A 26,959-nucleotide genomic window follows, 5' to 3' on the forward strand; every position below is an offset into this window, starting at 1 on the left:
GAAAGCGAAGCGCCAGCCGTTGGGGGCGGCTGGCGCTTCTTGTGCTTGATCGGCGTCATGCCGATGAGGCGGCGGAGGTGCGAGGGACGAAAATTCCGCCGGTCTCGAAACGGGGTATGACAAATCGGCGTTGAACGGCGGATGAACGGTTTCGTTCAGCATTGATCCCGCGCGCCGTCCGCAAACGGTGTTTTCGTCGCGACATGAATGTGACACTGTGCAGCGTCCTGGCGCATTTCCCTGGGGGTCGGATTGGCGCGCATCCTCGACATTCTCGTGTTCGATGGTAACGGCGAAGCATCGCTGCCCGATCTGTCGCGCCTCGATATCCGGACCCGTAACTGGAAGGGCGACGCGGGACCGCTGAACACGACCAATTTCGATGCCATTCTCATGGTGGACGATGAGATAGACCGCCTCGGTCCGGTGATCGATCAGATCAATGCGTCGCCATCGCGCCACGTTCCCCGTCTGGCGATCGCCGACGGAACGGATGTGCCCGATGGACTTGATGCCTGGCTGCGCCCGCCGGCAGCCGCGAACCAGATTGCATCCCGGCTGCGCGCGCTCGTTCGCCTGAAAGTCATGGAAGACATTGTCCGCCGGCGCCGCGCCGCTGCAGAAGTCTTTGGTCATGGTGACTTTGCCGTACCGGACGATTCGGGCCGGCCCACCGTGTTGTTCGTCGGCGAGGCGACGACCCGTTTCCTCGACCTGCGCCATGCCCTGTCGCGCGCGGACGCCGACGTCGTCGCGGCGTTCTCCAGCTATTCGGCATTTGATTATCTGCACGAGCGCGCCTTTGACGCCGTGGTCCTCAATGCCACCACGCGGCAGGAAATGGCGTTCACGATATCGTCGGCCATGCGCCGCAATGCGCGCCTCTATCACACCCCGGTGCTTCTGCTGTCGCGCAGCAACCGGCAGGAAGAAGCCGACGAAGCGTTCGCGCGCGGCGTATCGGATATTCTGCCGTGGGACGCTGACGAGACCGAGATTCGCGAGCGAGTCCTGCGTCTCGCCAGTGAACGCCAGCGCCGCCGCAAGGCCAGGGCCCAACTTGATGCCTGCCGGGCCAGCAAGACCCTCGATGCCGACTCCGGCCTGTTCAAGGCGCGCTTCGGCCTTGCCCATCTGCAGGATCTTCTGAACGCCGGGGAGAAGGCACATCGACCGACAGGTCTGGTGCTGATGCGGCTCGGCGCGCCGTCGGAAGCGCAATCGGATGCGGCGATCCGGTCGGCGCGGATCCAGTTCGCGTCAATGCTCCGGCATCTTCTGCGCGCGGAAGACTGCCCGGTCGCGATGTCGAACGATGTCTATGCCGCCATCCTGCCCTGCACCCATCTCGACGGGGCCGACAGCGTGGCCGAACGCATTCGGGCAATAGCCGAATGCACGGCCTTCGAGGGCGACGATCCGCTGAAGGCCTTCCGCCTGACCGTTGAAACGGGAACATCAGAGGCGCGCGGCGCGGAAACCGCAGAAGCCCTGATCGAACGCACGCAGCGCCAGCTCGGTTTGCCGAAGACGAAGGCCGTCTAGACCGCGACCCGCCGTGCCAGATCGGCTAGGCGCGACAGGCCGCGCTCCAGTCCTTTCAGACGCGCGTCCGGCGTCGGCCAGTCGCCGACCAGGACCAGTTTCTGGTCGGGACGGACGCGGAAATCTTCGGGGCTTTTCGCCATCAGCTGGACAAGGCCGGCCGGGTCGGCAAACGCGTCATTGCGGAAGCCAACGACGGCGCCCTTTGGTCCGGCGTCGACCTTGGCGACACCGGCGACCTTGCACAGCGTCTTGATCGCCATGATCTTCAGAAGCTGGTTCACCTCGTCGGGCAATGGCCCGAACCGGTCGATCAGCTCCGCCGCAAACGCTTCGCGTTCGTCGCGCGTCTCGAGGCCCGACAAGCGGCGGTAGAGCCCGAGCCGGACATCGAGATCGGTGACGTAGTCTTCGGGGATCAGCACGGAGGCGCCGGCATTGATCGCTGGCGACCATTCCCCGTCACTGACCTCGTCCTCTCCGCGGATCGAGGCGACCGCTTCCTCCAGCATGGACTGGTAGAGCTCGACACCGACATCCCGGATATGGCCGGACTGTTCCTCACCCAGCAGATTGCCGCCGCCGCGCAGATCGAGATCGTGCGAGGCAAGCGTGAAACCGGCCCCGAGCGAGTCGAGTGACTGCAGCACTTCCAGGCGTTTCAGCGCCCCGCCGGTAATCGTCTGGTTCACCGGAGTGGTCATGTAGGCGAAGGCGCGGACTTTTGATCGGCCGACGCGGCCACGCAACTGATACAGCTGCGACAGGCCGAACCGGTCCGCCCGGTGGATCACAAGCGTGTTCGCAGTCGGGATATCCAGTCCGGATTCGACGATCGTCGTCGACAGCAGCACATCGTACCGGCCTTCGTAGAAGGCGGTCATGATGTCCTCCAGCTGGCTTGGCGCCATCTGACCGTGCGCCGTGACGAAGCTGACCTCCGGCACCTGTTCGCGCAGAAATTCCGAAACGTCGCCGAGATCGGAAATCCGCGGCACCACGAAATAGGCCTGACCGCCGCGATATTTCTCGCGCAGCAGGGCTTCGCGGATCGTCACCGGATCGAAGGGCGCGATATAGGTGCGCACGGCCAGCCGGTCGACCGGCGGGGTCGCGATGATCGACAGATCTCGAATGCCCGTCAGCGCCAGTTGCAGCGTGCGCGGGATCGGCGTCGCCGTCAGCGTCAGCACGTGAACCTCGGCGCGCATTTCCTTCAGGCGTTCCTTGTGCTTGACGCCGAAATGCTGCTCCTCGTCGACGATCAGCAAGCCGAGATCCTTGAAATTCACCGACTGCGACAGGACGGCATGCGTGCCGATCACGATGTCGGCCTGACCGGCTTCCAGTTCCTCTCGCGTTGCCGCCGCCTCCTTGGCCGGAACCAGGCGTGACAGGCGGCGCACCTTCACCGGCCAGCCCCGGAAGCGTTCCTCGAAGGTCTTGTAGTGCTGCCGCGCCAGCAGCGTCGTCGGCGCCACGACCGCAACCTGCCGCCCGCTCATCGCCACGACGAAGGCGGCGCGAAGCGCGACCTCGGTCTTGCCGAAGCCGACATCGCCGCAGATCAGCCGGTCCATCGGCCGGCCCTTGGTCAGGTCGTCGAATACATCGGAGATGGCGTTGAGCTGGTCATCGGTTTCCGCGAACGGGAATCCGGCCGCAAACTCGTCATAGACACCGCTCGGCGGGTCAATCGCATCGACCTTGCGCGAATGGCGTTCCGCCGCGATACGGATCAACTGGTCCGCCATGTCGCGCAGGCGCTTCTTGGCCTTGGCCTTGCGCGCCTGCCAGGCGGCCCCGCCGAGACGATCGAGCTGGACCCCTTCGCTCTCGGCACCGTACCGGCTGAGCAGTTCGATATTCTCGACCGGCAGGAACAGCTTCGATCCGCCGGAATATTCCAGTTCGAGGCAATCGTGCGGCGCCTGCTGAACGTCGAGCGTCTTCAGACCCAGATACCGACCGAGACCGTGATCGACATGCACGACCAGATCGCCGACCGACAACGAGCCGGCCTGCAGGATCACATCGGCCGACTTGCGCCGTTTCTGCGGCCGCGCCAGCCGGTCGCCGAGAATGTCCTGCTCGGACAGGATGGCGAGGCCGCCGGTGACGAAGCCCCGTTCCAGCGGGAAGACCGCCCGCGCAACGCCTGTCCTCGCCATCGCCGTGACGCCGCGATAATCGGCGATGGCTTCGATCCCGGTGAGCCCGTGATCGGTGAGCACGCTGCCGAGCCGGTCCGACGCGCCTTCCGACCAGCTCGCCAGAATCACGAGGTGCCCGGACTGACGCAGGCCGGAAATGTGATCCTTCGCCGCTTCGAACACATTCGAACCGGCGGTGCGTTCGGCGGCGAAGATTCGCCCCTGATGCGCGCCCAGATTGACGGCATGTGCGCCCGGATCGGCAAAACCGGAGAAATGCCGGACATCACGCTCTGCCAGACGGGCCTTCAGGTCGTCCGGGGGCAGATACAGGCCGTCCGGAGACAGCGGCCGGTAGACCGTGTTCGCCAGCATGCCGGTCTTCGGTCCTTCGGGTGCATTCTTCCGTGCCGCGTAATAGTCCCGGATCTGCGTCCAGCGCTCGTCGATCGCGTCCAACGCGAGCGCATCGAGCCCCACCAGCGCCTCCGGCCCGGCATAGTCGAAGAGGGTTTCGAGCCGCTCGTGAAACAGGGGCAGCCAATGTTCCACTCCCGCCGCGCGAACCCCTTCGCTGACGGCGTGATAGACGGAGTCACCAGAGGTCGCAGCGCCGAACGTCTTGAGCCAGCCGGACCGGAAGCGGGATATGCTCGCCTCGGACAGGAAGACTTCACTGACCGGGTTGAACGCGGCTTCCTTCAGTTGTTTCAGGCTGCGCTGGCTTTCCGGGTCGAAAGAGCGGACCGATTCCAGAGAATCCCCGAAGAAGTCGAGACGGACCGGCTCCTCCGCGCCCGGCGGAAAGGCGTCGATCACCCCGCCCCGGATCGCGTAGTCGCCCGGTTCCATGACGGTGGACACACGCGAATAGCCATTGCTTGCGAAATAGGCGCGGAGCTTTTCCTGCTCCACGATCTCGCCGGGCCGGGCCCGGAATCCGGCACCCGACATGACCGCGCGCGGCGCGGCGCGCTGCATCGCGCCGTTCACAGAGGAAATGACGATCAGCGGCGACCGGTCGCCGGACTTGCGGTTCGCCAGCCGCGCCAGCACCGCGGCGCGGGTCGAGGCCACGCGCGGCGCAGGCGAGACCCGGTCATAGGGCTGACAGTCCCAGGCCGGCAGAACCAGCACGTCCATGTCGGGAGCGAAAAAGTGGCAAGCCGCTTCGAATGCGGCGACACGCGACCCGTCGCGGCAGATGAACAGGCCGACTCCGCCGCGCTGCCTCAGGGCATCGCCGAATACGAGCGCGTCGTATCCTTCGGGGACTTCCCCGACCGTCAGCGCCCCCGGCGCGCCGCCAATTTGCTCGATGACGGTCATCAGAGCTGTTTGGCTCCGCCTTCGGCCACGAAACGGCGAATATCGGCGATCAGAGAGGCATCGCGTTCGGCCGGCACGGCCTCGCGCTCCATGATCCAGGCATAGAGTTCCTGGTCCGGCGCGCCGAGAAGCAGTTCGAGCGCTTCGAGCCCGTCCCGGTCCAGCGTGTCGAGGCGCGAGCGGACGAAACCGCCGATCACGATATCGGCTTCCTTGAATCCGCGATGTTCCGCGCGGAACAACAGCTTCTTGCGCATCGGGGTGAGATCATCGGTCATGGGGCCGCGATATAGGCCGCCCACGCGCTGGCGTGAAGCGTTCGTCTGCCCCATCGTGCAGCCATGCGCCCGGAGATTCTCTTTCCGCTCTTCAGAACCGTCGAATCCCTCCCCGGGATCGGGCCGCGCATGGCCAAGCTGATCGCAAGGCTGGCCGGCCCGCATGTCAAGGATCTGCTCTTCCACAAACCGGTCGGCGTGATCGACCGAAGCCTGCGCTCGCGGATCACCGAGGCGCCTGAAGGCCATGTCGTCACGATCGAGGCGGTGGTGGACGAACACATTCCCGCACCGCGCGGCAGTTTCCGGCCCTACAAGGTGCGGATGTCGGACGACAGCGGCTTCCTGCACCTGACCTATTTTCATCCGCGGACCGACTGGCTGAAGAAAGCCCTACCCCCCGGGGAGCGCCGTGTGGTTTCCGGCAAGATCGAGCGGTTCGGCGGCGAGTACCAGATCACGCATCCCGACCTCGTCATGACGGTCGAGGACGCCCGCAGCGCACCGCCGATCGAACCGGTCTATCCGATGACGGCCGGACTGAGCCCGAAATTGCTGCGCAAGGCGATTTCGGCCGCGTTGAAGGATCTGCCAGCCCTGCCCGAATGGATCGACCCGCAGGTCTCTGCCGGCCAGGGCTGGCCGGACTGGAAGCCGGCGATCACGGCGCTCCATGCCCCCGAGGGGGAGGCCGACATCGACCCGCAAACACCGGTGCGCCGCCGTCTCGCCTTCGACGAATTGTTTGCCTGGCAGCTGACGCTGCAGCTCGCCCGCGCCCATCGAAAGCGCAATCGCGGCCGCGCGCTTTCGGGCGACAATTCGAAGGTCCGGGCCGTGCTCGACAACGCGCCCTTCCCGCCGACGGGCGCGCAGGAGCGAGCCTTCGCCGAGATCGCCCGGGACATGGCGGCACCGGACCGCATGACGCGCCTGCTGCATGGCGATGTCGGCGCCGGCAAGACCTTCGTCGCCGCCCTCGCCGCCGCGCGGGCCGCCGAGAGCGGCGCGCAGACCGCGATCATGGCCCCCACCGAAATCCTCGCCCGGCAACATCTGAAGACGCTGCGCCCGCTGCTTGAACCGGCCGGGCTGACGGTCGAGGCGCTGACCGGCCGCGACAAGGGCAAGGTCCGCGCTGATATTCTGGAACGGCTTCGGACCGGCGAAATCGATGTGATCTGCGGCACGCACGCCCTCTTCCAGGAAGGCGTCGAGATGGCGGATCTGGGGCTTGCCGTCATCGATGAACAACACCGCTTCGGCGTATCGGACCGTCTGCGGCTCTCCGCCAAGGGGCAGCGTCCCGATACGCTCGTCATGACCGCCACGCCGATTCCGCGGACCGTCACCCTTGCCCTTTACGGCGATCTCGACGTGTCACGGCTTGACGAGAAGCCGGTCGGCCGCCGGCCGATCGACACGCGCCTGGTGTCGATGGACCGCCTCGACGAGGTGATCGAAGGTGTCGACCGCGCCATGTCACGAGGCGAGCGCGTCTACTGGGTCTGCCCGCTCGTCGCGGAGAGCGAGACCAGCGACCTGTCCGCCGCCGAAGACCGGCATGCGCAGCTATCGGCTATTTTCGGCGAGGCGCGCGTCGGCCTGGTTCACGGCCGCATGAAGCCGAAGGACAAGGAAGCCGCAGCCGTCGCGTTTCGCGAAGGCAGGACCGCCGTCCTCGTCGCCACGACCGTGATCGAAGTCGGTGTCGATGCGCCAGACGCGACGATCATGGTGATCGAACACGCCGAACGCTTCGGTCTCGCCCAGCTGCACCAGCTGCGCGGCCGGGTGGGTCGCGGAGATCGCAAGTCGACCTGTCTTCTGCTCTATCGCGGCCCGCTTGGCGAGACCGCGAAAGCGCGTCTCGAAATCATGCGCGAAACCGAAGACGGATTCCGCATTGCCGAGGAAGACTGGAAACTGCGCGGGATGGGCGACCCGCTCGGACTGCGCCAGAGCGGTCTGCCGGACTATCGCCTCGCGGATCTGGCCGACCACGCCGACCTGATCAATCTCGCCCACGACGCCGCGAAGATGGCGGTGACGACCGATCCCGACTTCACCGGTCCGAGGGCCGACGCCCGCCGCATCCTGCTCTACCTGTTCGAGCGCGAACAGGGCATCAGGCTCATTCGCTCTGGCTAGGATCGGCCGGGGGTTTCGCATCTCCGCGACCCTGGCCGCGCGGCGTCTTTCCGGTCATTTCCGCCGCGATGGCCTCGGCGGTCGCGTCGGGTGAGAGACCCATCATTTCCGGACTCACCAGGCCGAAGGAGATGATCAGCTTGGCAGCTTCCTCGACACTCATCGAAAGCGGGGTCACACGGTTGCGCGGTGTGTAGAGCAGGAAGCCGGAAGTCGGGTTCGGCGTCGTCGGCACGAAAATGCCGATCGTGTCCTCGCCCACGCCTTTTTTCACTTCGCCGCGGGCGGGTGCCGTCACAAAGCCGACCGCATAGGACCCCTTGGTCGGAAACTCGACCAGGACGACTTCCTTGAACGAGTTCTGGCGGTCCGAAAAGATCGTCGTCGCGATCTGCTTCACCGCGCCATAGACATTCCGGACCAACGGAACGGTATTGAGAATCCGCTCGCCGACATCGATCAGCGTCCGGCCGAAGATATTGGCCGCGAGTGCGCCGAGCAGGGTCAGCGCGATCACCGCGATGACAACGCCCAGACCCGGGATCGCAAACGGAAGATAGCTTTCCGGATTGTAGCGCTCCGGGATCAGCGGCTTCACCGTCTGGTCGACGAAGTTCACGAAGGCATAGATCAGCCATATCGTCACCGTGACAGGAAGGGCGACGACAACTCCAGTAAGGAAACTGTTTCTGAGCCAGCGAAACACGAGCGACTCGGCCTCCGGGGCAGCGCGGCTGCAATCTATCGCGCCACGGCATAGCGCGGTAGGTGTGTGGCCCTAATATGGCCGCACACCGCAAGCAAACGCTTGAAAACGCGAATGAGGAGTGGCCCATGGCAATCTTCCGCAAGCAGCGGTTATCCGGACTGACAAGGTGGCTGCTGACGACGGCTATCGCCCTCCTCGTGCTCCTTCTCGCGCTCGCCATCTGGTTTTCACGTCACCAGATATTCCAGTCGCTGCTCGATCCCGGCGAACCCTACCAGACCTACACACCGCCAGAGGCTGCGGACTATGCCGCGGCAGACGGGTGGTATCTGCGCCCGCCGGTCGCGGGAGAGCAACCCGCGGTCTTCTTCGTTCACGGCACGACGTTCAACGGCGGTTCGGACTGGAACGCACCGCTGGACGACATCGCCGCGGCGGATGGCGTGACCCATGTGCAGATACCGAACTTTGCCGGACCATTCCGCGAGATCGGTCCGCTTTTCGTGCCACGTTATCGCCAGGCCGCGCTCTACACCTTCATGAACAATCGCGAGGACAGCGTTCTCGCCCGGGAGTTTGCCGCCCGGGACGTTCTTCGCGCCTTTGATGTCTTTCTCAGCGACATCGGCGACGACCGCCCCTTTCTCATTGCCGGCGTCGGCCAGGGCGGCCTTCACGCCGCTTACGTGCTGATCGAGCGTGTCGCGCCGTCTGACGATCTGCGCCAACGCCTGATTGCGGCCTATCTGCTGGAAACGCCGGTGGCCCTCGAACTCTTTTCTGATCGGCTGTCATCCCTTGCGCCGTGTCTGGCGCCGGACTCGATCCGATGCGTGATCGCCTATTCTTCGGCCCGTCCGGAAGAAGACTCGCGCCTGCGCATCATTACCGAACGCAGTCAGACCTGGTCGCCAGACGGGCGGCTTGGTCTGACCCTTGGCCGGGGTCTGCTCTGCGTCAATCCAATCCTCGGAACACGGTCGATCGACTTCGCACCCGCGAGATTGCACCGGGGCGGTGCAGCCGCTGAAGGCATCGAGGGCGACACCCTGCCCCCGATCCAGACCGGGCAGACCGGCGCGCAATGCGTCGACGGTGTTCTGATGACCGAACAACCGAACTCACCCGCCCTGCGCCGGCCGGACCGTCTCGGCGAGACATTCCGCATTCCGCCGTTCAACCTGTTCTATGAGGATCTGAGACTGGATGCCGCGCGCCGCACGGGAACCCTGGTCGAAACCCTCGCGAACGAACGTCTATACGCGCCGCCGCTGGAAGCCCCTGAAGAGATCGAGGATGCGCCCGTGCGCCCGATCGAAGGTCGCGGCCGGGGCGGTTAGTCGACGCCGCGCGACCGGCGGATCATCGCCGTCGTGGAATGCCCGTCTTCCAGCTGCGCGAGGTGGATCCGGCCGCCATGGCGCAGGACCGCCTCGCCGCCGAGCGGCCTGAGCTGATCGATCGTGTAATCCGCACCCTTCACATAGACGTCGGGCTTGATCGCCTCGATGAGATCGGCGGGCGTGTCTTCATCGAACACGACGATCTGGTCGACCGATTCCAGAGAGCCGAGGACAATCGCGCGCGAGACCTCGTTATTGACCGGACGTTCGGGGCCTTTCAGGCGCCGCACGGATGAATCCGAATTCAGCCCGACAATCAGGCGATCGCATTCGGCGCGTGCCTGTTTCAATAGCGAGACATGGCCCGGGTGGATCAGGTCGAAACACCCGTTGGTGAACCCGACCTTCAACCCCATCGCCTTCCAGCGCGCCGCCGCTTCGGCAACCGATTGCCGGGACCGCAGCTTGGCGCTCGCCTCGCCGGACTCGCGCATCCGCTCCTCGGCGAGCACCTCGTCAGCGGTGACCGTCGCCGTACCCACCTTGGTCACGACCAGACCTGCGGCGAGATCGGCAGCCCGCATTGCGGTTTCAAGTGAAGACCCTGCGCCAAGCGCAAGTGAAAGCATGGAAAGTGCCGTATCACCTGCGCCGGAAACATCATAGACCGGACGCGGCCGGGACCGGACATGTATCCAGCTTCCATCGCAGCCAAGCGCCGTCATGCCGAGCGCCGACCGGGTGACGATCAGGTTCTCCGTCCGCTCGAGCCGCGCCATCACGCAGGCCAGCCCGTCGAGCGCCTCGTCATCGGTTGAAACCGTGTGACCGCATTCCTCGGACAGTTCGAGCGCGTTCGGCTTGATCACCGTGGCCCCGTCATATCGGGTATAGTCCCGCCCGCGCGGATCGACACAGACCGGGATACCCTTGGCGCGGCACACCGCGATCAGCGCCTGGGACACCCGACGCGATACCAGTCCGCGTCCGTAATCGGACAGGATCGCGACGTCGGCCTCACCGGCGGCAGCTTCGATGGCGGCGATCAGGCGCGTCTCGGTGTCGCTCTCCCCGCCCGGAAGCGGATCGCGGTCGACGCACAGCATCTGGTGCCCCCCCGACACGAAACGCGTCTTCATGGCGGTCCGGCGCCCGGCCTCGATGATCAGGTGATCCCGGCTGACACCTTCCGTCTCGATCAGTTCGAGCAGCGCCTGACCTTCGGCATCGTCGCCGACGAGCGCCACGGGAATGGGCGTCGCGCCGAGCGCGCGCACATTGCGCACGACATTGCCGGCCGCGCCCAGCATGCGCTCCCGGCGCCGTTCCTCAAGCACGGGAACAGGCGCTTCGCGCGAGACGCGGTTCGTGTCGCCATAGATGAACTGATCCAGCACGATGTCGCCGACGCACAGGACGTTCAGTCCCTTCACGCGGTCGAACAATTCCGACAATTCGGCGATATCCATGACCGGCCCCTCGCCCCGGATTCGGGTCAGGCGCGCTTCTTGGCGAGCGCGTCGAATTCCATCAGTCGGCCAACGAGGCTTTCAAATTCGTTGAGGGGGACCATGTTCGGCCCGTCCGAGGGCGCATTGGCCGGGTCCGGATGGGTTTCCATGAACACGGCCGCAACACCGATCGAGACCGCGGCGGTCGCGAGCGTGGGCACGAATTCGCGCTGACCGCCGCTGGTGCCGCCCTGCCCGCCGGGTTGCTGCACGGAATGGGTCGCGTCAAACACGATGGGGCAGCCGATATCGCGCATGATCGGGATCGCGCGCATGTCGGACACCAGCGTGTTGTAACCGAAGCTGACACCGCGCTCGCACGCCATCACGTTCGGATTGCCCGCCCCGGTAAGTTTGGACACGACATTCTTCATGTCCCAAGGTGCCAGGAACTGGCCTTTCTTCACATTCACCGGCTTGCCGGTTTCCGCCGCGGCGATGAGCAGATCGGTCTGCCGGCAAAGGAAGGCCGGGATCTGCAGCACGTCGACGGCCTGCGCCGCGATCGCGCACTGCTCGGCGGTGTGGACGTCGGTGAGAACCGGCAACCCGGATGTCTCGCGGATTTCACGGAAGATCGGCAGAGCATTTTCCAGACCGATGCCGCGCGCGCTCGACAGGCTCGTCCGGTTCGCCTTGTCGAACGATGTCTTGTAGATGAGGCCGATACCGAGGCGGTCGGCGATCTCCCGGAGTTGACCTGAAACGTCCAGCGCATGTTCCCGGCTTTCCAGCGCGCACGGCCCTGCAATCATCACCAGTGGCAGGTGATTGCCGATTTGCAGCGGATCGCGGCCGGGGCGCGGAATGGAAATGACGGAATTGGGTTCGGACACGGGTCGGGCTCCTTCAGGCATGTTCGGCCTGATCCAGTTTCGGGCCTCTTACGTAATTTCGAGCAAGAAGAATAGAAGGCCCCCGCGCTCTTGTCCCCATCCGCCTCCACCTCGCCTGGTCCGGTAATCGTCTGGTTCCGGCAGGATTTGCGCCTTTGCGACAATCCGGCCCTGCACCAGGCCGTCGATTCCGGCCAACCGGTGATCCCGGTCTTCATCCTCGATGATGACACACCCGGGCGGTGGCGTTGGGGCGGCGCATCCCGCTGGTGGCTGCATCACTCGCTGACCGCCCTCGCCGCCAGCCTTGAAACCTGCGGCGTCCACCTCGTCCTGCGCAGCGGCCGGTCGGACACCGTGATCGCCGAGCTGGTCGAGGAGACGGGCGCATCGGCTGTCTTCTGGAACCGGTGCTATGAACCCTTCGCGCGCACGCGCGACGAGGCCATCAAGTCCGCGTTGAAGGACAAGGGCGTGGACGTGGCCAGCTTCAACGGCGCCCTGCTCGCAGAGCCTTGGACGATCAGGACCAGGGCCGGCGATCCCTATCGCGTCTTCACGCCGTTCTGGCGCGCGGAACGCGAAGTGATCGATCCCGCCGATCCGCTGCCGGCTCCGAAATCGCTCAAGCCCTGGAAGTCGATTGCATCCGACGATCTGGCTGATTGGGCGCTGACACCGTCGAGGCCCGATTGGGCCAACGGGTTCACGCAAGTCTGGACGCCCGGAGAATCCGGCGCGCGCGCGCGGCTTGCCAGCTTCCTCGACGAACGCCTCGCGTCCTACGCCGACGGACGCGACCGGCCGGACCGGGACGACACCAGCGGCCTCAGTCCGCACCTGCACTGGGGAGAGGTCTCGCCGCGTCAGGTCTGGCACGCGACTCGCCGCGCCGCGGAAGGCCGCAATGCCGACAAATTCCTCTCCGAGGTCGGTTGGCGTGAATTCTCGTACAACCTGCTCTTCCACTTCCCGCACTTCCCGGACCGGAACTACCAGGACAGGTTTGACGCCTTTCCCTGGGCCGACAATGAGGCGGGCTTCTCCGCCTGGACGCGCGGCATGACGGGCTACCCCATCGTCGACGCCGGCATGCGCCAGCTGTGGCAGACCGGCTCGATGCATAACCGCGTCCGGATGATCACCGCATCCTTCCTGATCAAGGATCTGATGATCGATTGGCGGCGCGGCCAGGACTGGTTCTGGGACACGCTGGTCGACGCCGATCTCGCGAACAATTCGGCCAGCTGGCAGTGGGTCGCCGGGTCCGGCGCCGACGCGGCCCCTTATTTCCGTATCTTCAACCCGGTCACCCAGGGCGAGAAATTCGACCCGGACGGCAAGTATGTGAAACGCTTCGTACCGGAGCTGGCGAAGCTGCCCGTGAAGTACATCCACGCCCCGTGGACCGCGCCGGAATCCGTTCTGGCACAGGCCGGCATCAGGCTCGGCACCACCTATCCCGAACCCATCATTGATCATTCAGAGGCGCGCGACCGCGCGCTGGCGGCCTTCAAGGGCCTGAAGGAGGCCGCATGACCGAACTCGTGAACCTGGCAAGTCCCGACGATCGCAAACGCATCGCCGTCATCGGCTCGGGCATTGCCGGTCTCGGGGCCGCATGGGCTCTGCGCGACAGTCACGACGTGACACTTTACGAAAAGCGCGCCCGGCTCGGCGGTCATTCGGCCACCGTCGACATCGACTATGACGGCACGCCAATTGCGGTCGATACCGGCTTCATCGTCTTCAATCCGCTGAACTATCCCAATCTGTGCGGCCTTTTTGAACATCTCGGTATCGCTTCCACCGAAGCCGACATGAGTTTCGGATTTGCACTGAAGGGTGAGTTCGAGTGGTGTTCGAACGGCCTCGGTGGCGTGTTCGCGCAGAAGCGCAACCTCGTCAAACCGACCTATCTCGCCATGTTGCGGGACATTCTCCGCTTCAACGAGCTCGCGCCTGCAGCACTTGCGTCGGGCCAGCTCGACGGGTTGAGCATCGGCGATTTTCTCGATCGTCACCGCTTCGGGGCGCGTTTCCGCATCAACTACCTGCTTCCGATGGGCGCGGCGATCTGGTCGTCCACCGAAGACGGCATGCTCGACTATCCCGCCGACGCGCTGGTCCGCTTCTTCAAGAATCACCGCCTGATGAACATGAACCGCCCGCAATGGCGGACCGTCACCGGCGGCAGCCGCACCTATGTCGAGGCCATCGGCCGCGATCTGGGTGACCGGATCCGCCTGTCCAGCCCGGTCCGTGAAGTCCGGCGCGCGAGCGGCAAGGTCATCGTCGTCACCGAAGACGGCACCAGTGCGGTCTATGACGAAGTCATCCTGGCCTGCCACAGCGATCAGGCGCTTGCCATGCTGGCCGACGCCGACCATGAGGAACGCGACCTGCTGTCGGCCATCCCCTACGCCCCCAATCGCGTGGCGCTGCACCGCGACCCGTCCTTCATGCCTGATCGCAGGTCGGCGCATGCAGCGTGGAATTACATCCGGCGGGAACCGGATGCTCCGGCATGCGTCACCTATGACATGAACCGTCTGCAGGGCATTCCGGCTCAGACGCCCGTCTATGTGACGCTCAACCCCGATCGCCTGCCCGATCCGGCGTTGACTTTCGGCGTATATGAATACGATCACCCGCAATTCAATCGGACCGGCCTCGCGGCACAACGCACCTTCAATCGCATTCAGGGCCGGCGGCAGGTCTGGTTCGCCGGTGCCTGGCTCGGATACGGCTTCCACGAGGACGGCCTGCGTGCGGGTCTGCGTGTCGCTTTGAAGCTCGGGGGTCTGATCCCGTGGCAATTCGCCGAAGGCGATGTCGATGGCGGTCCGTGGCCGGAAACCGCGTCCGGTCCGGCAGCCGCACCGGCCTGGGTCGCGGCCGAGTGACCCTCCCCGCCCTCTCGCTCTGGCCCGGCCGGACAGTGCATGCGCGGACCAAGCCGTTCACGCACCGTTTCGGCTACCGGATCGCCTATATCGGCCTCGATCTCGACCGTCTCGATGAGGCGGGACGCCAGTCGCGCTGGTTCAGCGTCGGCAAGCTCAACCTGTTCAGCTTCCATCCGGGCGATCATGGCGCGCGCGACGGCAGCGACCTGCGCGATTGGGCGATCAGGCGTTTCGGCGAAGTCGGCGTTGATCTCGAAGGCGGAACGATCCGCCTGATCTGCCAGCCTCGCGTGCTCGGTTATCAATTCAACCCGATCTCGGTCTGGCTGGGTTACGGCCCCGAGGGCGATCTGCGCGGTGCGCTCTACGAGGTCCACAACACATTCGGCGACGCCCACTCCTACGGCGTCCGCATCAACACCGGCGACGACCTGCATCACCGCGCCGCGAAAAGCTTCCACGTTTCGCCCTTCTTCGGGGTCGAAGGGCAGTACGGATTTTCGCTGAAACCCGGCGAGGACCGCCTTGGCCTGTCCATCGTCAAATCGGTTGGCGGTGAGACAGACTTCACGGCATCCATGACGCTGCTGCGCCACCCGGCGACGTCGAAATCGATCTGGACGCTCTTCCTGCGTCAGCCTTTTTCGACCCACAAGACGATCGCCGCGATCCATTTCGAGGCCCTGAAACTGTGGCTCAAGGGCGCGCGATATCACCCCAGGCCCGCCCCGCCGGCCCGCCCGCTCACGTCTGCCCGGTTTGGATCCGGGCCTGTTTCGGAGTAATATCTGCTCATGGCCGACGTCACGATGACCGCCCGCGCCTCGAATGTGGAAATCGCCACGCGCGAGGTTCTTTCGCGTCTCAGACAAGTCCCGGCGACCGCCCGGATCGCCTTCCGGATGCTGCTGAAAATCCGCATCGGGACGCTGACGGTCACATTGCCGAACGGCAAGGCGCTGATGTTCGAGGGCGGGCAACCCGGCCCCGACGCCGAATTCGTCATTCACGACTATCGCTGCATCGGCCGCGCAGCCGCCGGCGGTGATATCGGCTTCGCCGAAGGTTATATGGCCAATCAGTGGGACACACCCGACCTGACCGCCCTCCTCGAACTCTTCTCGTCCAATCTCGACAACGAACCGAATCTCGCCAAGGGCGGGCCGGTGCAGCGCTTCGTGCACTGGATCTACCACCGCATGCGGCCGAACACGCGCAAGGGTGCCAGGAAGAATATCGAGGCGCACTACGACCTCGGGAATGATTTCTACGAGCAGTGGCTCGACCCGACGATGACCTATTCCTCGGCGCGATTTGAAAGCGACAGCCAGTCACTGGAGGACGCGCAGCGGTCGAAATACCGCCAGCTCGCCGAGATGATCGGGCTTGAGAAAGACCACCACGTGCTCGAGATCGGTTGCGGCTGGGGCGGTTTCGCCGAATACGCCGCGCGTGATGTCGGCGCCCGGGTCACCTGCCTCACCCTCTCCCCCTCGCAGCGCGAATACGCGATCGAACGGATGGAGCGGTTGCAGCTTTCCGACCGGGTCGAGATCAAGCTTCAGGATTACCGCGACGAAACCGGCACTTACGACCGGGTTGCGTCAATCGAGATGTTCGAAGCGGTTGGCCAGGAATACTGGCCGTCCTTCTTCGCGAAGGTCTCCGAAGTGCTGAAGCCGGGCGGAAAGGCCGGCCTTCAGATCATCTCGATCCGCGACGACATCTTCGAGGCCTATTCCAGGCGCGCCGACTTCATCCAGCGCTATATTTTCCCGGGCGGCATTCTGCCGTCAAAGGACAAGCTGAACGAGGAATTCGACCGGGCGAAGCTGGCGCTGAAGACGGTCGAGAGCTTCGCACTCGACTATGCCCGCACGCTGGCAGAATGGCATGAGCGCTTCGAGGCTCGGTGGGAGTCGATCCAGCCGATGGGGTTCGACGAACGCTTCCGCCGGATGTGGAAATTCTACCTCAGCTATTGCGAGGCCGGCTTCAGGACGGGCCGGATCGACGTCGCGCAATACGCACTGGCGAAGTCATAGAGCGTCGAGAAAGCGTGCCGCCTCGGCGCGCATCGCCGCGACCAGTGCCGGATCCATCTTTTCGAGCGTCCTGTAGGGCATTGCCAGCCGGTGATTGTCCCTCAGGCGCTCCTCATTTCGCGACAGAAAATCCCAGTAGAGATAATTGAACGGACACGCCTTTTTGCCGGTCTTGTCCTTCACATTGTAGGCGCATGACCCGCAATAGTCGCTCATCTTGTTGATGTAGCTGCCGGACACCGCATAGGGCTTCGTCGCCATCAGCCCGCCATCAGCGAACAGCGCCATGCCGTGCGTGTTCGGCAATTCGACCCATTCATAGGCGTCGGCATAGATCAGGAGATACCACGCCTCGACCGCGCTGGGGCGAATGCCTGCCATCAGCGCGAAAGCTCCGGTGATCGTCAGCCGCTGGATGTGGTGCGCATAGGCATGTTTCAGCGTCGTACCGATCGCATCGGCCAGGCACGCCATATCCGTTTCACCCGTCCAGTAGAAGTCCGGCAACGTGCGTTGGGCATCGAGGAAATTGCTCTCGGCATAGTCCGGCATTTTCAGCCAGTAGAGGCCGCGGACATATTCCCGCCAGCCGAGAACCTGCCGGATGAAGCCCTCGACCGCATTGAGCGGCGCATGCCCGTCTCGCCAGGCCTGCTCGGCGCGCTCGCAGACATCGCGCGGGTCGAGCAGTCCGCAATTCATGTAGAGCGCCAGGACCGAGTGGTAGAGCCAAGGCTCCCCAGCCACCATCGCGTCCTGATAATCGCCGAAATGCGGCAGCGCCTTCTCCATAAAGGCATCGCGCTCGCGCATCGCTTCCTCGCGCGTCACTGCGAAGCCGAAGGGCTCGAGGTCGCCCGGATGATCAGCAAACCGCTCGGCGACGAGGGCAAGCACCTCCGCCGTTTTGTCGTCGATGCGGCAAGCGGCACGCCGGGGATAGCTCAGCCCCTTCTTCGGCGGTTTGCGGTTTTCCCGGTCGTAATTCCACTGCCCGCCCACCGGTTGGTCGCCGTCCATCAGCAGGCCGGTTTTGCGCCGCATCTCGCGATAGAAATACTCCATTGTCAGGCGCTGGCGGCCCCGCGCCCAGTTGCGGAAGTCCTCGTGCGGACAGATGAAACGATCATCCTCGCGGATCTCGACCGGCAGGCCGAGCGCGTCTGACCAGGTCTCCATATCGGCCCTGAGCCGGTATTCGCCCGGCTCGGTCACGACCAGCCTGTCGAAAGATCCGCATGTCAGCGCCCGCGCGACCTCGCCCTTGAGCGAACCGGAATTGCCCTTGGCATCGAGCGTCACATAGCGGACGTCATGTCCCGTGTGTTCGAGTTCGGCCGCGAAATGGCGCATTGCGGAGAAGAGGAAGGCAATCTTCTTCTTGTGATGACGGACATAGCTCGCCTCTTCCATCACCTCCGCGATGAGGATCAGGTCGGCGTCTTTGTCCGTGTCCTTCAGCGCGGCGACATGGGGATCGAGCTGATCACCGAGGATCAGCCGCAGCACGGCCACGGATCAGGCATCCCGGCGGACATAGGTGATGGTTTCGCCGCGCGCCTCGAACGCGCACCTGACCCACTCTCCGTCTGGCCCGTACCACAGATCGACCGTCAGCGAGCCGGCCATGCGAATGCGCCTGGCTTCGATTTCCCGCCCCATCACCGTGACCGTTTCGGTGCCGAGCTCTTCGATCTCGACCTCCATTTCCTGGCCGGTTTCGGTGTTGAAGATCACGTCGGCGGACGGGTCATAGCCGCGCCAGTGGCTCGACAGCGCAAGCGTTGCGGGCAGCGTCAGTGACACCGGCTCCTCGTCATAGGTCATGCCGTCGATGGCGAGCTGGTCACCGGTGCGTTCGGCTTCGACATCAAGGTCGTTGCCGTCCTTGAACGTCTCGGAACGAAACGAGACAAGGCGGTCTCCGATCCAGACTTCGCGGGCTTCGTGCGCGTATCGAAAGAAGGTGACGGGACCGAAACTGACGCGCAGGTCCACGTCGGTGGTGGCCACCAGGCGCTCGCCCTCGCGTTCAAACGTGATCGTGTGCGTGCCCATCGGGCTGTCGCCGCGCATGACGTCGAAGGCAATCACGGAGCCCGCGCGCGGGGCGTAGTCGGCACTCAGGGCGGGAGCGGCCAGGAATGGCAGCATCGCCGCGGAAATCATCAGGCGTTTCATCAGGTCATCCTCTGCTTCTGACCCGTCCACGTCCCCCGTCGACGGCAAACACTTCACCGCAAATCCATCCTGCGTCCTCCGACAGCAGGAAATCCGCCAGCGCGGCGGCGTCGTCAGCCTCACCCAGCCGTGCCATCGGATGCATTTTCGCAATACCCTCCGCGACCGCCGCGTTCGCGGTCATCGGTTCGGCAATCCCGGTCTTCATCAGGCTTGGCGCGATGGCGTTGATCCGTGCCTTGGGCGCCCATTCCGCGGCAACGGCGCGCACGAGACCCTCGACCGCCCCCTTGGCCGCGGAGATCGCGGCGTGCTGGGCAAAGCCCTGTGCCACGGCGACCGAAGAGAACAATACGGCAGAGCCTCCATTCTTCTTCAGGACGCCCTCAGCCGCTTTCAGGGCCATCGCTGCGCTGATGGCGTTCAGTTCGACACTCTTGCGCATCAGCTCGCGTTCGACCCGGCGCAGCGGCGCCAGATCGATCGATCCGACGCAGAAGGCCAGACCCGACAGATCCGGTCCGGCGGCATCGGCCGCAGCGGCGAGCTCATCGTCGTCGAGAACGTCGCAGACCGTCCCCTGGGTCCCCAGTTCCGATGCAAGCGCCGATAGCTTCGCGCCGTCGCGGCCCGCCAGGTGGAGACGCTTGCCGCGCGCAGACAAGCGCCGGGCGAGAGCCGCGCCAACTCCGCCGGTGGCGCCGAAGATCAACGTGGTCATCGGACTACTCCAGCCAGCGTGCGGCGAGCGACATGATCGGGTTGCGGAAACGGTATCCACCGACGGAGACCGCGAAACAGACGCAGGGCTCGCCGGGCAGCCCCATGGGCGTGTGTGCCTCGCCGGCCCGGCCGATGGCGACGTCGCCGCGGTGATACACGCCCTTCTCGTCGGCAAAGCCGCCGGTGAGGACGAGGGTCAGTTCCTCACCGCCGTGATCGTGCTGCGGAATTGCCGCCCCCGGCGCAAACCGGAACAGCCGGGCATCGACGCCCGGTTGGCACAATCGCTTGATCTTGCGTGCACTGACCCCGCCCAGATGGCTGCGCCAGGGCTTTCGGTCGCTCGTGAAGCCATAACGCGCCAAGGCGGCGGGATAGATCGGATCGGGCTGCGGCTCGGGAATGCGGAGATGCTCGTCGAGCAGGTCCGGTACGGCTTCGGTCGTGACTGTGTCTCGGAAGGCGAATTCGCTGGCAACAGCTTCAAAGAAGGCGGCGCGTCGCGCCGCGGCAGAATTGATCTCGATCTGGGCGGATATCAGCGTGCGAACCGCCGCCGGACCCGCTCCGGCGGCGTAATCCGCGAACCAGCTATCATCAGGTATGGCGGTCACGCAGGCAGTCTCCATGCTGTCTGCAGGGTTTACGCAGCAGGGGGTGAATTGGATCAATTCGCCAGGCGCGCATTGCGGCAGGCCAAACCGCTCCCTAGCTTGCCGAACAGACAGCGAGGAATTTTGCCATGACCGCACCGGCCGAAAGCGTCATCGATCTCATCGGAAACACGCCGCTTCTCAAATTGAAGCGGGCCTCGGAAGAGACCGGCTGCACCATTCTCGGCAAGTGCGAATTCCTCAACCCAGGGGGCTCGGTGAAGGACCGCGCCGCGCTCGGCATCATCCGCAAGGCGGAAGCTTCGGGTGCGCTCAAACCAGGCGGTACGATCGTTGAGGGCACGGCCGGCAATACCGGCATCGGACTGGCGCTGGTGGCCGGCGCGTTGGGCTACCGCACCGTCATCGTCTTTCCCCGCACCCAGTCGAAGGAAAAGAAGGACGCGATCCGGCTGCTCGGCGCGGAACTGATCGAGGTGGACGCCGTCCCCTATGCCAACCCGAACCACTACGCCCGCTATTCCGGCACGCTGGCCGAGGAGCTGAACAGGACCGAACCCCATGGTGCGATCTGGGCCAACCAGTTCGACAACACCGACAACCGCGCCGCCCACGCCGAGACCACCGCTCCGGAAATCTGGAACCAGACCGAAGGCAAGGTCGACGGCTTCATCTGCGCGGTGGGGTCCGGCGGCACGCTGGGCGGTGTCTCAATGGCGCTCAAGGCGAAGAACAGGGATATCCGGATCGGTCTGGCCGACCCGGGAGGCGCGGCGCTCTACGGCTATTATGCCGAAGGCGAGTTGTGCGCCTCGGGCAATTCGATCACCGAGGGCATCGGTCAGAGCCGGATCACGAAGAATCTCGAAGGCGTGGAGGTCGACACCGCCTTCCGCATCCCGGACGAGGAAGCCCTGCCCATCCTGTTCAACCTGGTGAAGGAGGAAGGCCTGTGCCTGGGCGGTTCTTCGGGCGTGAACATCGCCGGAGCGATGCGGCTGGCGAAGGATATGGGGCCGGGCCACACCATCGTGACCATACTGTGTGACCACGGCTCGCGCTATCAGTCGAAGCTCTACAACCCGGAATTCCTGAAGGAAAAGGGAATGCCGGTTCCGGACTGGCTCAATGACTGATCCTCTTGTCGCCGCCGAGGAAGCGCTCGACCGTCACGGCGACGGCCGGACCGTCTTCATCGACGCGACCTGGACCTTCCCGGCCGGGCCGCAACCGGCTCACGACGGATACATCCCCGGCGCTGTTCCGCTCGACATCGACACGGTGAAGGACACGGGCAATCCCCTGCCCCACATGCTGCCTTCGACGGGAGTCTTCGCGGCACACATGGACGCGCTGGGCATCACCAATGACACACCGGTCATCGTGTATGACTGGATCGGCCTGTTCAGCGCGCCGCGCGTCTGGTGGATGTTCAAGGTCATGGGGCATGACGACATCCGCGTACTCGACGGCGGCCTTCACGCCTGGCTCGCAGCCGGTGGGCCGGTCACCGATGAACCGGGAGTAGCCACCCCCTCTTCCGGCTATGTTGCGACTTTCCGCCCGGAACGGGTCGCGGATCGAATTGCTGTCCTGGCCGCCAGCCAGTCCGACAGTGCCAACATCATCGATGCCCGGCCCCGCGCCCGGTTCGAGGGTGCGTCTCCAGAGCCTCGCGAGGGCATGCGCAGCGGGCATATACCCGGCGCCATCTGCCACGCCTTCCTCGACCTCTGGACCCCGGAAAGGGCAATGCGGCGCGACCGCAAGGTTTCGCAGACACCGGGATTCGAACCCGGCAAGCCGGTGATCACGACCTGCGGATCGGGTGTGACGGCGAGCCTTCTGGCTCTGGCGCTGGAGCGCGAGGGGATAATTGCGGCGGTCTATGACGGGTCATGGGCGGAGTGGGGATCGCGCCCCGATACGCCGGTCGAGACCGGGCCTCAGCGGAAGGGCGGCGCGTAAAGCAGACCGCCTTCGGTCCATTGCGCATTCAGACCACGGCGCAGCTGCAACGGTGATGCCGACCCGAGATTGCGGTCGAATATCTGCCCGTAATTGCCGCCTGCTTCGATGGCCCGCAACGCGAAACGGTTGTCGAGCCCGAGGCGGTCGCCGAAATTCCCTTCAGCGCCGAGCAGGCGGCGGATTTCCCGGTTCGGATTGTTCTCGGCCTGCGCGCGGGCATTCTCCGCCGTCACGCCCAATTCCTCGGCGGCGATCAGCGAGATGAGAATCCAGCGGGCGACGTCCTCGAACGCGGCATCGCCTTCGCGGATCACCGGGCCGAGTGGCTCCTTCGAGATCACGTCGGGCAAAAGGATGTGGTCGTCGCGGTTTTCGAGGCTCGCGCGCAACCCGGCCAGCGACGACAAATCATTGGTGTAGACATCGCATTCGCCTGCCGCATAGGCCTCAAGGCCGGCGGTCGCCGTCGGATATTCCAACGTCTGCATGTCGAGGCTGTGCGTCGCGGAATAGTCGGCAAGATTGAGTGCGCTTGTCGTCGCGCCCTGCACGCAGACACGCGCGCCGTGCAGATCGCGCGCGCTGGTAATTCCGAGGTCCGCGGGGGCCATGAAGCCCTGCCCGTCGAAATAGGCGATGCCGGCAAAGTCGAAGCCCATGCCCACATCGCGTTCGAACGTCCAGCTCGTATTCCGGATCAGGATGTCGACCTCTTCGGCCGCCAAAGCGTCGAAGCGCTCAGCCGTCGTCAGGGGCACGAAGCGCACCGCACTTTCCCGGCCCAGGATTGCCGCGGCATAAGCATGGCAGAGATCGACATCGAAACCGCGCCAGACCCCGTCCGCGCCGCGTTCGGCAAAGCCGCTGAGACCGACATCGACACCACAGCGCAGATAGCCGCGCGATTCTATGAGCCGCAGCGTCTCCCCGGAATTCGCGACTTCCTGCGCGTCCATCGCGAAGCCCGCGAGGGCGCCGGTCATGAAAGACACGATCCGGCGCAGCTTGCCCGGAAACAGGAGTGAGACTGGCGTCACGGCACAGAGCCTTCTAAGGCTGTCGCACCACTACTACAGACCTGCGAGGGCAAAATGAAGCCGGAGACCCGACTTACCCGCATCGGACGGCCGCATGATGGCCGTGGTCTCGTCAATCCGTCCGTGGAACGCGGCTCGACCGTACTCGCCGAAAGTGCCGCCTCGCTCTACGACGCCCCGCCGGGGAAACCGCATTACGGGCGCATGGGACTGTCCTCGCAGACCGCGCTGCGCGAAGCCCTGTGCGAACTCTACGGCGCCGACTGGTGCATGCTGACGCCATCCGGCCTGTCGGCGATGACCCTGCCCCTCCTGGCCTGCACCTCGACCGGCGGACGCGTTCTGGCTGCCGACTGCGTCTACGGACCGACCCGGAAATTCATCACCGAAATCCTGCCGCGCCATGGCGTCCAAGCGGACTTCTTCGCGCCCGGCATCGGCGCAGGCATTGCCGATCTGATCGACGAGAAGACTCAGGCCGTCTTCGTGGAATCGCCCGGATCACTCAGCTTCGAGCTTCAGGACATTCCCGCCATCTCAAAGGCTGCCGCAAAGGTAGGCGCCGTCGTCATCGCCGACGACACCTGGAGCGCGGGCCTGTTGATGAACCCGCTCGACCTCGGGGCCGGGATCGCGGCCCAGGCCCTGACCAAATATGTCGGCGGACATTCCGACATCCTGCTGGGCGCCGCGCTGGCACGCGGCGAAACGGCGGAGAAGCTGAAGGATTACGAGCGCACGATCGGTTGCCACGTCTCGCCGGACGATGCCTGGCTCGCCCTGCGCGGCCTGCGCACGCTGGGTGTCCGCCTCGCCCGTTCGGGCGAGAGTGCCTTGAAGATTGCCGACTGGCTCGCGGATCGCCCGGAAGTTTCCTCGGTGATCCATCCAGCCCGGCGCGACCATCCCGATCACGCCCTCTTCCAGCGCGACTTCACCGGCGCCAGCGGCCTCTTCGCTGTCACGCTGAAGAATTTCGACCGGGCGCGCACCGAGGCCTTCCTCGACGCTCTTAAACTTTTCGGCCTCGGATTCTCATGGGGGGGATTTGAAAGCCTCGCCATTCACTGCGACCCGCAGATCAAACGCAATCACGGCAAGCCGGTGGGCACGCTCATCCGCTTTGCCATCGGCCTCGAAGACCCGGGCGACCTGATCGCGGACATCGAAGCGGCGTTTGCGGCGGTCAAGGCCTAGGCTGGCGCGTAGGTCAGCCGCACAACGCCTTCAGCGATTTCCTCATGCGAGGTCAGCCGCAAAGTTGGCCGGGTGTTATCGAAATACCGTTTGCCCTCACCGGCCACGACCGGATGGAGATAGATCCGGTATTCGTCGATCAGGCCGAGCCGGGACAGACTGCCCGCCAGAGTTGGGCCGGCCACTTCGATCTCGCCTGGTCTTTCCGCTTTCAGCCGGCGCACCGCAGCCCCCAGATCGCCTTTGACAAGCGTGGCATTCGGACCGACGGCTTCAAGAGATTGCGAAACGACCCATTTGGACTGTTTTCGCCAGGCCGTCGCGTATTCCCTCTCGTCCTGATCCCAATCCGCCTGCGTCTCGTCCCAGTAGCGCATGACCTCATACATCGTGCGGCCGTAAAGGCTTCCGGACAGAGTGCGCACCTCTTCGATGAAATGGCGGAACATGAGCGGGCCGGGCGCGAACGCCGTGTGATCGACCACACCGTCGAGCGACTGGTTCAATGCATAAACGAGCTGGGCCATGACCATAACCACCGCATGCCAAAAGTCCTGGCGCCCCCGGCAGGACTCGAACCTGCAACCGTCCGCTTAGAAGGCGGGTGCTCTATCCGGTTGAGCTACGGAGGCGTGGGCAAAGGTCTAGCCCCGCCGGGCGACGGGGCCAACGCGAAATCGCGCCAGGGCGTCTAGTGCGACCAGGGCTCGCGGCGATCGGCCGAGAAATTCGCGGCGTAGGATTTCCCGACGCGCTTGGTCTCCGGCTTCTCGGTCACCCGGAAGGGAATGCCATGCTTCTTCGCATAGGCGATGGCTTCTTCCTTGGTGTCGAATTTCAGCTTCAGCTGCGCCTTGGTGTCGGTCGAACTGGTCCAGCCCATCAACGGGTCCGGACGGCGCGCCGCGCCTTGCGGAAAATCGAGCACCCAGTGGCGGATCTTCGCCTGGCCCGACTGCATCGCGTTTCTGGACGGTCTGTAGATGGTCGCGAACATGCCCGTTGCCTCGCCTGTTATTGGTCGGGGCGGCTGGATTCGAACCAACGACCCTCTGCTCCCAAAGCAGATGCGCTACCAGACTGCGCCACGCCCCGAACTGTCCGCTTCTTAGAAAGCACCGCGCCGGGGCGCAAGCCGCTCATTCCTCTTCCGCTGCCCCGGGCTCGGTCTCGGCTGGCGCGTCGGTTCCGGCGTCGTCAGCCGGCGCCTCCTCTTCAGGGGTCTCATCCGTCTCCGGCATCGGGAACATGGCGTGTTCGACCCGGTCGCCCGGCATGACGCCGAGTTCACCGGTCAGACCGCCGCGTACTTCCAGCACGGCGCGAACCGGGAAATCCGACAACAGCTGGCGCAGCGAGTGCGGCCGCGCATTGGCGACAATCTTCACGATCACGCCCTCTTCCGACAGGAAGACGATATCCAGCGGAATCAGCGTGTTGCGCATCCACATCGACACCGGGCGGACGGTCTCGAAGTCGAAAAGCATGCCGGAATCGTCGGCGAGTTCCTCGCGGAACATCAGTCCGCGCGCACGCTCGGGATCGGTGTCGGCGAACAGCACCGACATCGCGATTTCCGCCTCGTCGGTAACGATCGTCAGCGGCTGGGGGTCGCCGAAATCGATGACGGTTTCGGGATGCGCCGGATCGCCCGGCTGGGCCTCCAGGCGGGCGTCGGGCAGCTGCGCCAGCGCAGGCGCGCTGGTCAGCAGAACGAGTGCGGTAAGGGCGTGTTTCAGCATGGCGCGCACGCTAGCCGCGACAGGTCTTCCGCGCAATCGGCGATGACGGTGCTTCGGCGGTGTCAGGCGCTCGCCGCCGGCCGGATCTCGGACGCCAGCAATCCCTTCGGCCCATTCGTGCAGCGGGCCTGCAGATTGTCGCCGGCACGCACATCGTCGAAGCCGGCCCGGTGCAGGGTCACGGCATGGACGAACACGTCGCCCTCGACCCCGTCACAGGTCAGGAAGCCGTAACCCTTGCCGTTGTCGAACCATTTCACCGTGGCGGCGACCAGCGGATCATGCCCCTCGGAATCGGGATGAAAACGGCGCGGCCGCGGCGGTTCCGCCGTGCCGCCCGTCATGTGCAGGATCTGCAGCGCCTGCCGCCCCTTGGGGCCTTTAACGGCGAGGCAGTCGACCCGCGCGCCTTCCGGCGCATAGGCATGTCCGGCCGCGCGCAGACGCGTCGCGTGCAGCAGGACGTCGCCTTCGCCATCGTCCGATTCGAGGAACCCGTAGCCCCGGGCCGGATCGAACCATTTCACCGTACCAGCCACACGCTGCGGTCCAGCGTTTTCACCGCAGACCAGTGTTTCAAGCGCCATGATCAACTCCCCCGCACAACTCACAGGGGAAGTCTTAACATGAATTAACCAAATACGGGAAGACCTTCCGGGAACGGAAGGTTATGCGGCACAAGCGC

General features: G+C 64.8%; 24 protein-coding genes and 2 tRNA genes. 10 read left to right on the top strand and 16 right to left on the bottom strand.

Annotated elements, in window-relative coordinates; genetic code table 11:
- The first annotated feature begins 252 nt into the window (after positions 1–252).
- Complete coding sequence (locus ACFOOR_RS00810; RefSeq protein WP_343163648.1) at positions 253–1,545, top strand: hypothetical protein; 1,293 nt, start codon at positions 253–255, stop codon at positions 1,543–1,545.
- On the opposite strand, the gene mfd is transcribed toward ACFOOR_RS00810, so the two are convergent.
- Together mfd and ACFOOR_RS00820 are read right to left on the bottom strand one after the other, a co-directional pair.
- Positions 1,542–5,027 (bottom strand): transcription-repair coupling factor, encoded by a 3,486-nt coding sequence (mfd, locus tag ACFOOR_RS00815; RefSeq protein ID WP_343163647.1) that lies wholly within the window; start codon positions 5,025–5,027, stop codon positions 1,542–1,544. The genes ACFOOR_RS00810 and mfd overlap by 4 nt on opposite strands.
- Positions 5,027–5,305, bottom strand: a complete 279-nt coding sequence (locus ACFOOR_RS00820) for an FAD assembly factor SdhE (protein WP_343163646.1) — start codon at positions 5,303–5,305, stop codon at positions 5,027–5,029. The genes mfd and ACFOOR_RS00820 overlap by 1 nt, the downstream gene beginning before the upstream one ends.
- 63 nt (positions 5,306–5,368) lie before the next feature.
- On the opposite strand from ACFOOR_RS00820, the gene recG reads away from it, so the two are divergent.
- Positions 5,369–7,456, top strand: a complete 2,088-nt coding sequence (gene recG, locus ACFOOR_RS00825) for an ATP-dependent DNA helicase RecG (RefSeq protein WP_343163645.1) — start codon at positions 5,369–5,371, stop codon at positions 7,454–7,456.
- Here the strand turns inward: recG and ACFOOR_RS00830 are convergent.
- The gene (locus tag ACFOOR_RS00830) at positions 7,440–8,162 is read right to left on the bottom strand and encodes a DUF502 domain-containing protein (RefSeq protein WP_343163644.1); all 723 of its coding nucleotides are present in this window, start codon (positions 8,160–8,162) and stop codon (positions 7,440–7,442) included. The two genes, recG and ACFOOR_RS00830, sit on opposite strands and share 17 nt — an antisense overlap.
- Before the next feature lie 128 nt (positions 8,163–8,290).
- On the opposite strand from ACFOOR_RS00830, the gene ACFOOR_RS00835 reads away from it, so the two are divergent.
- On the top strand, positions 8,291–9,505 hold the full coding sequence (locus ACFOOR_RS00835) for a DUF3089 domain-containing protein (protein ID WP_343163643.1): 1,215 nt from the start codon (positions 8,291–8,293) through the stop codon (positions 9,503–9,505).
- On the opposite strand, the gene rfaE2 is transcribed toward ACFOOR_RS00835, so the two are convergent.
- Together rfaE2 and kdsA are read right to left on the bottom strand one after the other, a co-directional pair.
- Positions 9,502–10,977, bottom strand: coding sequence for a D-glycero-beta-D-manno-heptose 1-phosphate adenylyltransferase (rfaE2, locus tag ACFOOR_RS00840; RefSeq protein WP_343163642.1), 1,476 nt, complete (start codon positions 10,975–10,977; stop codon positions 9,502–9,504). The two genes, ACFOOR_RS00835 and rfaE2, sit on opposite strands and share 4 nt — an antisense overlap.
- 26 nt (positions 10,978–11,003) lie before the next feature.
- Positions 11,004–11,876 carry a 3-deoxy-8-phosphooctulonate synthase gene (gene kdsA, locus ACFOOR_RS00845; protein ID WP_380213537.1) on the bottom strand — a complete coding sequence of 291 codons (873 nt, stop codon included), beginning with the start codon at positions 11,874–11,876 and terminating at the stop codon, positions 11,004–11,006.
- Between the two features lie 69 nt (positions 11,877–11,945).
- On the opposite strand from kdsA, the gene ACFOOR_RS00850 reads away from it, so the two are divergent.
- Genes ACFOOR_RS00850 through ACFOOR_RS00865 form a run of 4 tightly spaced genes read left to right on the top strand, consistent with a single transcriptional unit; the run spans position 11,946 to position 16,809 of the window.
- Positions 11,946–13,394 (top strand): cryptochrome/photolyase family protein, encoded by a 1,449-nt coding sequence (locus ACFOOR_RS00850; protein WP_343163640.1) that lies wholly within the window; start codon positions 11,946–11,948, stop codon positions 13,392–13,394.
- Complete coding sequence (locus ACFOOR_RS00855) at positions 13,391–14,761, top strand: NAD(P)/FAD-dependent oxidoreductase (protein ID WP_343163639.1); 1,371 nt, start codon at positions 13,391–13,393, stop codon at positions 14,759–14,761. Before ACFOOR_RS00850 ends, ACFOOR_RS00855 begins: the two co-directional genes overlap by 4 nt.
- Positions 14,758–15,549 (top strand): DUF1365 domain-containing protein, encoded by a 792-nt coding sequence (locus tag ACFOOR_RS00860; RefSeq protein WP_343163638.1) that lies wholly within the window; start codon positions 14,758–14,760, stop codon positions 15,547–15,549. Before ACFOOR_RS00855 ends, ACFOOR_RS00860 begins: the two co-directional genes overlap by 4 nt.
- A gap of 9 nt (positions 15,550–15,558) precedes the next feature.
- A complete protein-coding gene (locus ACFOOR_RS00865) occupies positions 15,559–16,809 on the top strand; it encodes a cyclopropane-fatty-acyl-phospholipid synthase family protein (RefSeq protein WP_343163637.1) in 1,251 nt (416 codons plus the stop codon).
- Here ACFOOR_RS00865 and ACFOOR_RS00870 read toward each other — a convergent pair.
- Genes ACFOOR_RS00870 through ACFOOR_RS00885 form a run of 4 tightly spaced genes read right to left on the bottom strand, consistent with a single transcriptional unit; the run spans position 16,804 to position 20,327 of the window.
- The gene (locus ACFOOR_RS00870; RefSeq protein WP_343163636.1) at positions 16,804–18,324 is read right to left on the bottom strand and encodes a cryptochrome/photolyase family protein; all 1,521 of its coding nucleotides are present in this window, start codon (positions 18,322–18,324) and stop codon (positions 16,804–16,806) included. The two genes, ACFOOR_RS00865 and ACFOOR_RS00870, sit on opposite strands and share 6 nt — an antisense overlap.
- A 3-nt stretch (positions 18,325–18,327) precedes the next feature.
- Positions 18,328–18,990, bottom strand: coding sequence for a DUF6134 family protein (locus tag ACFOOR_RS00875; protein ID WP_343163635.1), 663 nt, complete (start codon positions 18,988–18,990; stop codon positions 18,328–18,330).
- 4 nt (positions 18,991–18,994) lie between these two features.
- Positions 18,995–19,711 (bottom strand): SDR family NAD(P)-dependent oxidoreductase, encoded by a 717-nt coding sequence (locus ACFOOR_RS00880; protein ID WP_343163634.1) that lies wholly within the window; start codon positions 19,709–19,711, stop codon positions 18,995–18,997.
- 4 nt (positions 19,712–19,715) lie between these two features.
- The gene (locus ACFOOR_RS00885; protein ID WP_343163633.1) at positions 19,716–20,327 is read right to left on the bottom strand and encodes a cupin domain-containing protein; all 612 of its coding nucleotides are present in this window, start codon (positions 20,325–20,327) and stop codon (positions 19,716–19,718) included.
- A 128-nt stretch (positions 20,328–20,455) separates the two neighbouring features.
- Between ACFOOR_RS00885 and ACFOOR_RS00890 the strand changes: the two genes are divergently transcribed.
- Positions 20,456–21,463, top strand: coding sequence for a cysteine synthase A (locus tag ACFOOR_RS00890; protein ID WP_343163632.1), 1,008 nt, complete (start codon positions 20,456–20,458; stop codon positions 21,461–21,463).
- A complete protein-coding gene (locus ACFOOR_RS00895) occupies positions 21,456–22,295 on the top strand; it encodes a sulfurtransferase (RefSeq protein WP_343163631.1) in 840 nt (279 codons plus the stop codon). Before ACFOOR_RS00890 ends, ACFOOR_RS00895 begins: the two co-directional genes overlap by 8 nt.
- On the opposite strand, the gene ACFOOR_RS00900 is transcribed toward ACFOOR_RS00895, so the two are convergent.
- Complete coding sequence (locus ACFOOR_RS00900; RefSeq protein ID WP_343163630.1) at positions 22,274–23,335, bottom strand: amino acid ABC transporter substrate-binding protein; 1,062 nt, start codon at positions 23,333–23,335, stop codon at positions 22,274–22,276. The two genes, ACFOOR_RS00895 and ACFOOR_RS00900, sit on opposite strands and share 22 nt — an antisense overlap.
- 54 nt (positions 23,336–23,389) lie before the next feature.
- Between ACFOOR_RS00900 and metC the strand changes: the two genes are divergently transcribed.
- Positions 23,390–24,532: a cystathionine beta-lyase gene (gene metC, locus ACFOOR_RS00905; protein ID WP_343163629.1), complete on the top strand. Its 1,143-nt coding sequence runs from the start codon at positions 23,390–23,392 to the stop codon at positions 24,530–24,532.
- Here the strand turns inward: metC and ACFOOR_RS00910 are convergent.
- The 6 genes from ACFOOR_RS00910 to ACFOOR_RS00935 form a co-directional block, all read right to left on the bottom strand.
- Positions 24,529–25,059 (bottom strand): dihydrofolate reductase family protein, encoded by a 531-nt coding sequence (locus ACFOOR_RS00910; protein ID WP_343163628.1) that lies wholly within the window; start codon positions 25,057–25,059, stop codon positions 24,529–24,531. The two genes, metC and ACFOOR_RS00910, sit on opposite strands and share 4 nt — an antisense overlap.
- Before the next feature lie 28 nt (positions 25,060–25,087).
- A tRNA-Arg gene (locus tag ACFOOR_RS00915) sits at positions 25,088–25,164 on the bottom strand.
- A 59-nt stretch (positions 25,165–25,223) separates the two neighbouring features.
- Positions 25,224–25,529, bottom strand: coding sequence for an ETC complex I subunit (locus ACFOOR_RS00920; RefSeq protein WP_343163627.1), 306 nt, complete (start codon positions 25,527–25,529; stop codon positions 25,224–25,226).
- A gap of 21 nt (positions 25,530–25,550) precedes the next feature.
- A tRNA-Pro gene (locus ACFOOR_RS00925) sits at positions 25,551–25,627 on the bottom strand.
- 44 nt (positions 25,628–25,671) lie between these two features.
- Positions 25,672–26,274, bottom strand: a complete 603-nt coding sequence (locus ACFOOR_RS00930) for a DUF192 domain-containing protein (protein ID WP_343163626.1) — start codon at positions 26,272–26,274, stop codon at positions 25,672–25,674.
- A 62-nt stretch (positions 26,275–26,336) separates the two neighbouring features.
- A complete protein-coding gene (locus tag ACFOOR_RS00935) occupies positions 26,337–26,861 on the bottom strand; it encodes a cold-shock protein (RefSeq protein ID WP_343163625.1) in 525 nt (174 codons plus the stop codon).
- Positions 26,862–26,959: the final 98 nt, after the last annotated feature.

This window comes from Hyphobacterium vulgare (genome assembly GCF_042643335.1).
Taxonomy (GTDB): Bacteria; Pseudomonadota; Alphaproteobacteria; order Caulobacterales; family Maricaulaceae; genus Hyphobacterium; species Hyphobacterium vulgare.